This window comes from Kitasatospora sp. NPDC059571, from assembly GCF_042735675.1.
Taxonomy (GTDB): Bacteria; Actinomycetota; Actinomycetes; order Streptomycetales; family Streptomycetaceae; genus Kitasatospora.
Genome location: NZ_JBHWBW010000237.1, coordinates 1 through 11,206, shown reverse-complemented (window position 1 = coordinate 11,206; position 11,206 = coordinate 1). Strand labels below are relative to the sequence as shown.

Below are 11,206 nucleotides of genomic sequence, written 5' to 3'. Positions count from 1 at the left end.
GCCAACAACACCGCCGCCCGCGCCTGGTGCGGCGGGGCCGCCCCCACCACCCCCCCCCCCCCGGCCATGGTGTCCGGGTTGCCGGCCCGGCCGACGGCGGCGATCCGGCCCTCCCGGATGCCGATCGAGGTCTTGCGGATGCCCTGGACCGCGTCGATGACCACGACGTTGCTGATCACCACGTCGCAGGTGTCGCGGACGGCCGCGGCCTTGAGGTGCAGGCCGTCACGGGCGGTCTTGCCGAAGCCGACCAGGAACTCGTTGCCCGGTTCCTGGGAGTCGGCCTCGACCCGGATGATCAGCCCGCTGTCGCCGAGCCGGATCCGGTCGCCGGCCCGGGCGCCGTGGACGGCCGCGTACTCGTGCGGCTCGATGGTGCTGCTCAAAGGTGGCTCCTCTGCTCGTCGGTATCGGCGCCCAGGTAGCCGCAGGCGGCGGCGCGGCGCAGCGCCTCGCGCTTCGCGCCGGGTGCGTCCAGCGGCCCGTCGACCAGGCCGGCGAAGCCGATGGCGATCCGGGCGCCGCCGATCGGGACGAGGCCGACCTCGACCGGGGCGCCCGGGTCGAAGCGGACGGTGGAGCCGGCCGGTACGGCGAGGCGGGTGCCGTAGGCGGCGGCGCGGTCGAAGTGCAGGCGCGGGTTGGCCTCGAAGAAGTGGAAGTGCGAGGTCACCGAGACGGGTACCTCGGCGGTGTTGCGGACCGTCAGTGTCCGTGCTGGCTCGGGGACGTACCGGCTGTCGGGGCCGGCGAGGACGGCACCGGGGGCCCGGTCGGAGAGCGTCCCGGTGGCGCCGAAGGGTGCACTGACCACGGCCAGACGGGTGCCGTCCTCGAAGACCGCCTCGACGTTGACCTCGGTGAGGACGTCGACCACGCCCGGCAGGACGTCGTCCGGTCCGAGCACGCCCCGTCCGCGCCGGACGGCCTCGGCGAGGCGCAGGCCGTCCCGGGCCGCCTCGCAGACGGTGTCGGCTATCAGCGCCGTCGCTTCGGGCAGGTTGAGCCGCAGGCCGCGTCCGCGCCGGGCCCGGGCGAGTTCGGCGGCCGTGAAGAGCAGCAGCCGGTCGCGTTCGGTGGGGGTCAGCTGCACGGTCTCAGCCCCCGACGGCCGGAAGGTCGTGGGTGGCGCAGTGGATTCCGCCGCCGCCGGAGGCGATCGTGTCGATCCGCACCGGGACGATCGCGCGGTCGGGGAAGTGCTCCTTCATGACCTGCTGGGCGCGGTCGTCGGCCCGGGTGTCGCCGAACCGGGGCAGGTAGACGCCCTTGCTGCCGATGTAGAAGTTCATGTACGAGGAGACGAAGGCGTCGCCCCGGCCGGTGATCCCGTCCGGGTCCGGCTGCGGCAGTTCGATGACCTCGATCCCCTTGCCGCGCGCGTCGGTCGCGTTCTCGAGGACGGACCTGGCCTGGTCGGCGGAGCGGGACCAGACGTCCGCCGGGGTGCCGGGGTAGGACTTGTCGAGCAGGACGACGCCGGGTGCGACGAAGCGCATCAGGCAGTCGACGTGCGCGTCGGTGATGTCCTCGCCCCTGACGCCGGCGAGCCAGATCACCGTGGTCACGCCGAGGGCCTTCTTCAGCTCGCCCTCGACCTGTTCCCGGCTCATCCCCGGGTTGCGGTTGGCGTTGACGACGGAGCTCTCGGTGAGCACCAGGGTGCCGAGGCCGTCGGTCTCGAAGGAGCCGCCCTCGGCGGTGACCGGGGTCTCGATCCGGTCGATGCCGTACCGCTCCAGCAGGGTGCGGGCGACCTTGCCGTCGTTGCCGTGCTCCTGCTTGTTGCCCCAGCCGCTGAAGTTGAGGTCGACGCCCTTGACCTTGCCGCCCTCCTCGACGAAGAGCGGCACGGTGTCGCGGGCCCACAGGTCGTCGACGGCGAGCGGGATGACCTCGACATCGCCGCCGCATGCCTGCTGCGCCTGTTCCTGCTGCTCGGGCCGGGCCATCAGGACCACCGGCTCGTGCGCCCCGATGGCGGCCGCGAGTCCGGCGATGTCCTTGCGGACGTCGGCCAGTTGGTCGCCCCAGACGTTCTCCGAGGCGGGCCAGGCCATGAAGGTGCGGGTGTGCTTCTCCCACTCCGCACCGAGGCGGCGCCCGGTGCCGCCGCCGGCGCCCGGTGCCGGGGCGCCGGCATCGGCCGGGTCGTCGGAGCCGGTACAGGCGGTCAGGCCGAGGGCGAGCACGCCGGCGCCCGCGAGGGAGCGGAGCATCGTGCGGCGGGACGGGGCGGACGGTGGCACAGGGGTCCTCCGGTGCAGGGCGATGGTGGTCGGGGGTGCCGCAGCCGGACCGTGGCCCGGGCCGTGGCCGGCGGCGCGGGGTCAGGGCAGCGGCTCGTGCATGGTGGAGCAGTGGATGCCGCCGCCTCCGGCCATCAGGCGGTCGACGTCGAGCTGGACGACCTCGCGCCCGGGGAAGGCGGCGGCGAGCGTCTGCCGGGCGGCCTCGTCCTTGGCCCGGTCCCCGAACTGCGCGGTGATCACGGCGCCGTTGACGAGGTGGAGGTTGAGGTAGGAGTCGACGAACGTCGAGCTCCCGGAGCGGACGGTGTCCGGGCCGTCGACCCGGATCACCTGGAGCCGCCGGCCGCGCGCGTCGGTCGCCCGGGAGAGGATCGCGAACTGCTCGCGGGCGTCGCGCGCCCAGACGTCGTCGCGGTCCTGCGGCGGCAGTTGGACCATCACCACGCCGGGTCGGACGAACCGGGAGGTGACGTCCACGTGGTCGTCGGTGATGTCCTTGCCCCGCAGGCCCGGCAGCCAGATCATCGTGTCCGCGCCGTACGCGTCGAGGACGGCGGCCTCGATCTCGTCGCGGCTCATGCCCCGGTTGCGGTTCTTGTTGACCAGGCTGCTCTCGGTGGCCATCACCGTGCCGTCGCCGTCGGTCTCCACGGCTCCGCCCTCGCCGACGAGGTCCGCGCAGGTCAGCCGCAGGCCGCGCCGCCGGGCGACGAGCTCGGCGACCCGGGCGTCGTCGCGGTGGACCTGCTTGTTGCCCCAGCCGTTGAAGTTCAGGCAGACCGCGTCCAGTCCGCCGCGTCCGTCGCGGCGGAAGACCGGGGCGATGTCGCGCATCCACAGGTCGTCGGTGGGGATCTCGGTGGTCACCTCGACGCCCGCCCCGCAGAGGCTGCGGGCCTGCCGGGCGCTGTAGTCGTCGGGAACGCACACGACCACCGGCTCGTACCCGGCGACGGTCCGCGCGATCAGTGCGATGTCCTCCTGCACACCGGACAGCTGCCGTCCCCACACCGACCTGCGCGAGGGCCACGACATCCAGGTACGGGCGTGCGGGACGTCGTCCGCCGGGACCCACGGCCGTACGCCGCGCGGTCCCGGCGCGGCGGACGCCGGGGCCGCCGCGAGGGCCCGCGCACCGAACGCGAGGCCCGCCGCGCCGAGAACGGCCGCGCCCAGCACGCGACGGCGGGAGGGCAGCGCCCCGAGCAGGCGGTCGGCGAGCGAGCGCTCGTCGCGGTGTCCGGTCATGGGATCTCCAGATCAAGTGTCACTGCGCCGGCTGCTCGCCGCCTCCGCGGGCGGCAGCCCGGGCCGGGAGGCCGGGGAACCGGTCGGGCGGATGCCCGACGTCCGGGCCGGGCGGGAGCGCATCGGGCGGTCGCGGTCTCTGCCGATGGCCTCAGCGTCGCACTGACTGAAAAATCAGTCAAGTTCCCGGAGACATCGCGGCGCGAGTGCCCCGGACAACAAGAGCGCCCGGGCCGCCGACATCGGTCAGCAGCCCGGGCGCACGGCGCCGGCCGACTCAGCCGCCGAGCCGCGCCACCTCCACGTCGATCGCCTCGGCCATCAGCGCGCGGGCGTGGGCGAGCGGGAGGCTGCCGCTGAGCCACCGGACGCTCAGGCCCTCCACCAGCGCGGTCAGCCGCTCCGCCGCCGAGGCCAGCGCGGTGGCCGGGGTCATCGGCCGGATCCGGCCCAGCAGCTCGGCGACCTCCTGCACCCACACCAGGGTCGCCCTGGCGAGGTCCTCGCGCAGGGCCTCCTCGAAGACCGCGCTCGCGCGCAGCTCCCCCCAGGCGGTGCTGTTCTCCCGCACCTGCGCCGAGTCCTGGAACTCCAGCAGCAGCGTCCGGTCGAGCTCCTCGCGCGGCGTGAGCGGCGGCGCGTCCGGATCACGCTCCGTGGTGTAGCTCCCCGCCCGGTCGTTGATGAACTCGAGCGTCTGGCGGAGGATCCCGGTGCGGTCCTTGAAGTGGTAGTAGATCAGTGCGGTGGAGACGCCGGCTTCGGCGGCGAGCTCCTCGACCCGCAGGCCTCGGACACCGCGGCGGGCGATCACCCGCGCGGCGGCTTCCAGGATTGATGTTCTGCGACTGGCCACGGTGCACCACCCTACTCGGCCCTCTGCACCGCGATCCGCCCGACTGTCTGATCGTTTCGTCAGAACCCTGCGACTCTCCACGACCTCATGCTGCTTGGGGCCATTCGCACCCGTACGGATCGTCGGACACCGGCAGGCCCACTCATTCCGCCGCCCGGAGCAGGGGAAGCGGTCGAGAATCCTGAATATATCTATAAAATGCCTCGCACCCTCACCGCCACGGAACCCTCCGACGGGCGACCGGGCCGAGAGAGCGTCCGATGCACGCACACCGCCCCAGCCCGGCACCCGCCCCACCTTCAGGCCGCGTTGGACCGCGCAGATGCATCCGGAACTCGGCGACGTCCGGCATGCCGGCCCGGGTGAAGTCGGCGGTCACCGCCATGAACGGCCGGTCCGGATCGGCCGTGACGGTCGGCTGTATCGGGCCGTCGGTGCCGAGTCCGGCGCCCACGCGCCGGTCGGCGAGCACGGTGAGCGCGGCGGCGGTGGCGTGGTCACAGGTCTTCCCGCGGGTCCGAGCCGCCCTGTTCGATCTGGTGGATGAGCCGCTTCAGTTGGCGGACTTCGTCCCGGAGGGCCTGGGTGCCGGCGGGGGTGAGGGTGAGCCAGGTGCGGGCGCGTCTGCCCTCGTAGCCCTTCTCGATGTCGATCAGTCCGGCCTTCTCCAGCGTGGCCAGGTGCTGACTGAGGTTTCCGGCGGTGAGGCCGAGCGTCCTCCGGAGGAAGCCGAACTCGACACGGCGGGCCTGGTGGGCGACGGTGAGAATGCCGAGGCGGACCCGCTGGTGGACGACGTCGTCCAGGCCGTTGACGGGGTGCTGGTCGGTCTGCTCGCTCATGAGCGGGCGCGCTTGGCGGGCAGCTCGGCCAGGCCGAAGCCGAGGGCGCCGAGCAGGAGGAGGATGCCCTGGACGCCGTAATGGGGCAGGGACGACCACGGCGAGGTGTACGGGAGCCCGGCCCAGCCGTCGGTGAGCGGAACCAGAGCGATGGCCAGGTACACGGCGGTGAGCAGCAGCAGGGCGCGGCTGCGTTCCACCCAGCACAGCACGAGCAATGGCAACCCGATGGTTGTGGCGTTCCCGATGAGGTGGTGGAGGAGCACCCCCGCCCTTGAGGCGGGGTCGAGGTGCAGGCCCCAGAGGTCGAGCGGCCGGCCTGGCTTCGGCATCCCGTGGCGGATGGCCCAGAGCGTGGTGGCGGTCACCAGGCCGCCGAGGACGATCCCGGTGAGGATGTAGGGCCGGACCGGGGTGTCCACGCCGCGGTTGCGGGAGCGGCGGATGTAGAAGAACGCCGTCGCGGCGTAGGCCAGGGCCAGCCCCACGGGCCAGTAGAGCGGCGAGCCCTGGGTGACCGCAGTGCATCCGGTGCCTGCCGCGGGGTCACCGGCGAGGCAGGGAACGGACTCGATCCTGAAGGTGAGACGACTCGCCACGATTGCGCCCAGCGTGAGCACGCCGAACAGCAGGAGGGGGAACCAGGCGCCGCGCTGGGCGGCACGGACCCGCCGGGTCAGGTCACCGAGGCCGGCGAGGAGTTCATGAGGCGTGCCCGGCGAGGACATCGATGCATCTGTCATGCAGTCAGCTTTGCATTGCAAACCAGTTCTTGCAAGAGACCTCCATGACCGCCGCGACGGCAGGGGCTCGGACCGAGCAGGAGTCCGCACGGCGCGAGGAGCACAGCCATGACCCGCATCGTGGGCCGGAGGCCGACCAGGTCGCCGAGGAGTGATCCGAGGGGCACGGTGCTCCGGTTGACGACGAACGCCACCGCGTCGATCAGCGGGCCGCTGTCATCTCACCCACAAGGGGGCCCTGGCCGGGCATTTCTTCCGTCAGCGGTGGTTGTGGCGCGCCCCGGTCCCGCTGCCGGCACGGCGCCTCACAGCCGCCGGACGCGCAGCACGCCGGTCAGCATCGGCAGCGTGAACTCGCCGTGGGCGGTCTCCGGGCGCTCGCCGAGGAAGGCGCGGATCCGGCCCAGTGCGGCTGCCCTTTCCCGTTCCGGCAGGACCAGCACTCCCGCGCGCGTCGCCAGGGTCGCCACGAGCGAGTCGGCGGTGCGGCGCTGCCCGTGTGCGAACTCGGCCTGCTCGGGCGAGCCGAACCGGGCGGGGGCCGCGCCGGTCCTCGGCAGGTGCGCACCGGCCGTCGCGGCGCGCCAGGCGGCGGGCGTGTCCCGCGGGCCGACGGCCGCGCTCCCACCGACCCGGGCGAGCCCGGACACCCACTCGACCCCGTCGTCCATGAGGTTCCACAGGCCGGCCAGGACGCCGCCCGGGGCAAGGACCCGGGCGATCTCCGGCCCCGCGACGGCCATGTCGAACCAGTGCATGGCGTTGCCGGCCAGCACCGCATCGACCGAGGCATCCGGCAGCGGAATCGCCTCGGCACTGCCCGACAGCGCACGGACACCCGGCAGCGCACCGCGCAGCTCCGAGAGCATCGCCGGGTCGGGCTCGACCGCGATGACGTCGGCTCCCAGCGCGGCCAGCCCAGCGGTCAACTTGCCGGTCCCGGCCACGAGGTCGAGCACCCGCGGGCCCGGCGCCGGTTCGAGTGCCCACTCCACCGCGGCCTGCGCGTAGTCGGGACGGTGCTCGGCGTACGCGCCCGCCGCTGCGCCGAACGAGGAGGCGTGCAGAAGCCGTTCATCCTGATCCACGCGGCCACGCCAGCGGCGCGGCCCGCGGTCCACTACCCCGCCGCCGACGGCGGTACGGGATCCGCTCATCGCGCGCCGGGCACGGTCGGGAGCCGGGGAAACGGGTCCGGGATCCGGGACGCGGGATCCGGTGCGCTCCGGCCCGCCCGGGCCGCGGGACTACGGTGCAGTGGCGCCTCCGCCGACGCTGATCAGTCCGCTCTCGTAGGCGGCCACCACCGCCTGGGCCCGGTCGCGGAGGTCGAGCTTGCCGAGGATGCGGGCGACGTGCGTCTTCACGGTCGCCTCCGACAGCTGGAGCCGGGCCGCGAGTTCGGCATTGCTGAGCCCCCGGCCGAGCAGGGTCATGACCTCCAGTTCGCGCGGGGTCAGCGCGGAGAGGGAGCGGTGCAGTTCCGCCGTTCCGGGGTCCCGCCGGGCGAAGCGTTCGACCAGGCGCCGGGTGATGGCCGGGGCCAGCAGCGCGTCGCCGGTGCGTACCAGGCGGACGGCGGCGGTGAGGTGCTCCGGGCTGACGTCCTTCAGCAGGAAGCCGCTCGCCCCGGCGGCGAGTGCGGCATAGACGTAGTGGTCCAGGTCGAAGGTGGTCAGGATGATCACCCGGGGGCCGCCGGCGGTGCCCGTGACGATCCGTCGGGTGGCCTCCAGTCCGTCCGTCTCCGGCATCCGGATGTCCATCAGCACCACGTCGGGCCGGGTGCGGCGGACGGCCTCGACCGCCTCGGTGCCGTTGGTGGCCTCGGCGACGACCTCGATGCCCTCGGACATCAGGATCAGCCGGAACCCGGTGCGCACCAGGGTCTGGTCGTCGGCCAGCACGACGCGCAGCGGCTCGGTCACGCTTCCTCCAGGGGGATCAGTGCGCGGACCCGGTAGCCGCCGCGCGGGCGCGGTCCGGTCTCCAGGGTGCCGCCGTGGACGGCGAGGCGTTCGCGCAGGCCGATCAGCCCGCGCCCGCTGCCGGAGGCCGCGGCGGCACCGGGACGGCCCCCAGTGTCGGCGATCTCCACGCGGAGCCGCTCCGCGGCGTACTCGACCTGTACCTCGACCTGCACCTGGCCGCTCGCTCCGCCCGCATGCTTGATCACGTTGGTCAGCGCCTCCTGCACCACGCGGTAGGCGGCGAGTTGGACCCCGGGCGGCACCGTTCGCGGTTGCCCCAGCAGGGTGAGTTCGACCGGCAGCCCGGCCTGCCGGACCCCGTCGACGAGGGTGTCCAGCCGGTCCAGTCCGGGCTGGGGGGTCAGGTCGGCCCCGGTGTCGGGGTCGTCGGAGTCCATGGTCAGCAGGCCCATCACCTGGCGCAGTTCGGTCATCGCGGCCCGGCCGCCGCTCTCGACGGCGAGCAGCGCCTCGCGGGCGAGGGCGGGGTCCATGTCCATGATCTTGCGGGCGGCACCCGCCTGAATGACCATCACCCCGACATTGTGAGTCACCACGTCGTGCAAGTCGCGTGCGATCCTGGCCCGTTCGTGTTCGACGGCGCGGTTCAGCGCCTCGAACTGCTCGCGCTCCATGGCCGCCAGGCGCTCCCGCTGCTGGTCGACCCGGCGCCGCCACTGCCGGATCTCGTACCCCACCGCGAGCACCGGGACCAGCACCAGCAGTGCGACCACGCCGTTCGGGAACTCCGGCAGCTTCGCCGCGGACCATAGGAGCACCAGCACCGCCGCGGCCACCGGCAGGGAGGCCAGGGTCGGCACCCGGCGGACGCCGTGCACGGCGGCGCTGTGGATCGCGACCAGGCAGACCACCCCGTCCCAGTACGCGAGGTCGCCGGACGGCCGGCCGGCCGACAGGGCGAGGGCCGGCACCACCCACAGCACCGCCACCGGGAAGCGGCGGCGCAGGACCAGCGGCAGCGGCGCGAGCGCCACCAGGAGCAGGGGCCCCAGCCAGTCGACCGGACCGGCGGTGATCGAGACGTACCGGACACCGACCAGCGCGAGGACCAGTGCCAGCGCCGCATCGAACCAGAGGCCGCCGCGGGTGCCCGGGCGGGGTGGGAGCAGGTTCATCACGGACCCGATTGTGGCCGACCGCCCTCGTCCGGGACATCCTCCTCGGTGATCACCGCCCTCCACCTCCCGGATACATCGCAAGGATGACCCCGGGCGGCATGGTCCCGGCACGGTACGCGATGTGCCCCGCCGGGGCGACGCGCCGATCGGGCCCTCGGCGCCAGGCTTCACACCGTCACGACGACACGTCCAAGCGGACCGAGGGAGAGCACGGATGAGTCAGCCCGTCATCGAGTTGAGCGATGTCAGCCGCAGGTACGACGAGGGGCCGCCGGCCCTGGACGCGGTGTCCCTGACCGTGGCGGCCGGGGAGTCGGTGGCGATCCTCGGCCCCTCGGGCAGCGGCAAGTCCACCCTGCTCAACCTCGTCGCCGGCCTGGACCGGCCCAGTGCCGGCACGGTCACCGTGGACGGCGTCCGCGTGGACCGGCTGGGTGAGGCGGGTGCGGCCCGCTTCCGCCGGGCCAAGGTCGGGATGGTGTTCCAGTTCTTCAACCTGCTGGACGACCTGACGGTGACCGAGAACGTGCTGCTCCCGGCCGAGTTGGCGGGCGTGGACCGCGCCGAGGCGCGTCGCCGCTCGGCGGAGCTGCTCGACGTGCTGGGGATCGCCCGCCATGCCCGCGCCCACCCGGCCCGGCTCTCCGGGGGCGAGCGCCAGCGCGTGGCGGTGGCCCGGGCCCTGATGAACCGGCCCGCCCTGCTGCTGGCGGACGAGCCGACCGGTGCACTGGACTCCGCCGCGGGCGAGGACGTCAGGCGCCTGATCACGGAGCTGAACGCGGACGGCCAGACCATCGTCACCGTCACCCACGACCTGACGCTGGCGCGCGCCTGCGCGAGCCGTACGGTCACCCTCGTGGACGGCCGGATCGCCGCCGACACCCGGACGGAGGCCGTCCGATGAGGGGGGTCGGGCGGGTGGTCCGGGCGGGTGTGCGCCGCCGGCGGGTCCAGACGGCGGTGATCCTGATGGCCACGCTGATCGCGGTGACGGCGTCCGTCCTCGGCGGCTCCCTGCTGGTCGCCTCCAACGCACCGTTCGACCACGCCTTCGCCGCCCAGCGCGGCGCCCAGCTGACGGTCGACCTCGACCCGGCCCGGGCCGACGCGGCTCGGGCCGCCGGGACCGCCCGGGCCGCGGGCGTCACCGCCGCCGCGGGCCCGTTCCGGACGGCGACGGTGAACCCGCAGGGCGGTGCGGAGCTCGGCCTGCCGGCCGGCCTGTCACTGCCGCCGCTGCAGGTCGTCGGACGTGCCGACCCGGGCGGCCGGGTCGACCGCATCACGCTGCTGCGGGGCAGCTGGCCGTCCGGCCCGGGCCAGGTCGTGCTGTCCGTCGACTACGACAGCCCGGTCCAGGACCTGGGCGCCACCCTGCACGTGCCGGGGCTGCCCGGCGACCCCTCGCTGACCGTCGTCGGCTTCGCCCGCTCGGTCGGCCGCAGCGGCGACGCCTGGGTGACACCGGCCGGGATCGCCGCGCTGACCGCTCCCGGCGCCACCGGCGGCTACCGGATGCTCTACCGTTTCGCCGCCGCGGACACGGAGGCGCGGATCGCCGCCGACCGGGCCGCCGTCACGGCGGCGGCACCCGCCGGCGCCGTGCGCGGCGTGCAGTCCTGGCTCACCGTCAAGCAGGGCTCGGACCGCAACACGGCACTGTTCGTGCCCCTGCTCGTCGCCTTCGGGCTGCTCGGCGTCCTGATGTCGGTGCTGATCGTCGGGGTGGTCGTCGCCGGGGCGGTCGGTACGGCGACCCGGCGGATCGGCATCCTCAAGGCCGTCGGCTTCACCCCTGCCCTGGTGGTGCGCTCCTATCTGGGCCAGGCCCTGCTCCCGGCGTCGGTCGGCACCGCGCTGGGCGTCGTCGCGGGCAACGCCCTGGCCGTGCCGGTGCTCTCCGCCGCCGCACAGGTCTACGGCACCACCTCGGTCGTCGTCGCCCCGTGGGTCGACCTGGCGGTGGTCGCCGGTGCGCTCGGCCTGGTGACCGCCACCGCGTGGACGGCCGCCCTGCGGGCCGGCCGGTTGCGCACCGTCGACGCGCTGGCCGTCGGCCGGGCCGCCCGCGGCGGCCCCGGGAACCGCGCCACCCGGGCGGCGGCCCGACTCCCGCTCCCCCGGCCGGTCGGCCTCGGTCTGGCGCTGCCGTT

Annotated in this window: 11 protein-coding genes and 1 pseudogene; 2 read left to right on the top strand and 10 right to left on the bottom strand. The window is 74.0% G+C overall.

Going from position 1 to position 11,206, the window contains the following annotated elements; genetic code table 11:
- The 10 genes and pseudogenes from ACFV0G_RS23950 to ACFV0G_RS23905 form a co-directional block, all read right to left on the bottom strand.
- Positions 1-374 (bottom strand): annotated as a pseudogene (locus tag ACFV0G_RS23950) (hypothetical protein); the annotation flags it as partial.
- Positions 375-382: 8 nt separating this feature from the next.
- The gene (gene ureA / locus ACFV0G_RS23945) at positions 383-1,093 is read right to left on the bottom strand and encodes an urease subunit gamma (RefSeq protein WP_380551459.1); all 711 of its coding nucleotides are present in this window, start codon (positions 1,091-1,093) and stop codon (positions 383-385) included.
- Between the two features lie 4 nt (positions 1,094-1,097).
- A complete protein-coding gene (locus tag ACFV0G_RS23940; RefSeq protein ID WP_380551456.1) occupies positions 1,098-2,219 on the bottom strand; it encodes an agmatine/peptidylarginine deiminase in 1,122 nt (373 codons plus the stop codon).
- Between the two features lie 111 nt (positions 2,220-2,330).
- Positions 2,331-3,500 carry an agmatine/peptidylarginine deiminase gene (locus ACFV0G_RS23935; RefSeq protein ID WP_380551453.1) on the bottom strand — a complete coding sequence of 390 codons (1,170 nt, stop codon included), beginning with the start codon at positions 3,498-3,500 and terminating at the stop codon, positions 2,331-2,333.
- A gap of 277 nt (positions 3,501-3,777) precedes the next feature.
- Entirely contained in the window at positions 3,778-4,356 is a 579-nt protein-coding gene (locus ACFV0G_RS23930) for a TetR/AcrR family transcriptional regulator (protein ID WP_380551450.1), read from the bottom strand.
- A 497-nt stretch (positions 4,357-4,853) separates the two neighbouring features.
- Positions 4,854-5,198 carry a winged helix-turn-helix domain-containing protein gene (locus tag ACFV0G_RS23925; protein ID WP_380551447.1) on the bottom strand — a complete coding sequence of 115 codons (345 nt, stop codon included), beginning with the start codon at positions 5,196-5,198 and terminating at the stop codon, positions 4,854-4,856.
- On the bottom strand, positions 5,195-5,941 hold the full coding sequence (locus tag ACFV0G_RS23920) for a hypothetical protein (protein ID WP_380551444.1): 747 nt from the start codon (positions 5,939-5,941) through the stop codon (positions 5,195-5,197). The genes ACFV0G_RS23925 and ACFV0G_RS23920 overlap by 4 nt, the downstream gene beginning before the upstream one ends.
- Before the next feature lie 305 nt (positions 5,942-6,246).
- Entirely contained in the window at positions 6,247-7,029 is a 783-nt protein-coding gene (locus ACFV0G_RS23915) for a class I SAM-dependent methyltransferase (RefSeq protein WP_380551441.1), read from the bottom strand.
- A 159-nt stretch (positions 7,030-7,188) separates the two neighbouring features.
- Positions 7,189-7,869: a response regulator gene (locus ACFV0G_RS23910; protein WP_380551438.1), complete on the bottom strand. Its 681-nt coding sequence runs from the start codon at positions 7,867-7,869 to the stop codon at positions 7,189-7,191.
- The gene (locus ACFV0G_RS23905) at positions 7,866-9,047 is read right to left on the bottom strand and encodes a sensor histidine kinase (protein WP_380551462.1); all 1,182 of its coding nucleotides are present in this window, start codon (positions 9,045-9,047) and stop codon (positions 7,866-7,868) included. Before ACFV0G_RS23905 ends, ACFV0G_RS23910 begins: the two co-directional genes overlap by 4 nt.
- Before the next feature lie 217 nt (positions 9,048-9,264).
- Between ACFV0G_RS23905 and ACFV0G_RS23900 the strand changes: the two genes are divergently transcribed.
- Positions 9,265-9,957 (top strand): ABC transporter ATP-binding protein, encoded by a 693-nt coding sequence (locus tag ACFV0G_RS23900; RefSeq protein ID WP_380551435.1) that lies wholly within the window; start codon positions 9,265-9,267, stop codon positions 9,955-9,957.
- On the top strand, positions 9,954-11,206 hold a 1,253-nt coding region (locus ACFV0G_RS23895; protein ID WP_380551432.1), incomplete at its 3' end, for an FtsX-like permease family protein. The genes ACFV0G_RS23900 and ACFV0G_RS23895, both read left to right, overlap by 4 nt.

Coding starts and splice junctions, on each gene's coding strand:
- ACFV0G_RS23935 (WP_380551453.1), bottom strand. CDS start 3,500: ATGACCGGACACCGCGACGAGCGCTCGCTCGCCGACCGCCTGCTCGGG.
- ACFV0G_RS23925 (WP_380551447.1), bottom strand. CDS start 5,198: ATGAGCGAGCAGACCGACCAGCACCCCGTCAACGGCCTGGACGACGTC.
- ACFV0G_RS23940 (WP_380551456.1), bottom strand. CDS start 2,219: ATGCTCCGCTCCCTCGCGGGCGCCGGCGTGCTCGCCCTCGGCCTGACC.
- ACFV0G_RS23905 (WP_380551462.1), bottom strand. CDS start 9,047: ATGAACCTGCTCCCACCCCGCCCGGGCACCCGCGGCGGCCTCTGGTTC.
- ACFV0G_RS23920 (WP_380551444.1), bottom strand. CDS start 5,941: ATGACAGATGCATCGATGTCCTCGCCGGGCACGCCTCATGAACTCCTC.
- ACFV0G_RS23900 (WP_380551435.1), top strand. CDS start 9,265: ATGAGTCAGCCCGTCATCGAGTTGAGCGATGTCAGCCGCAGGTACGAC.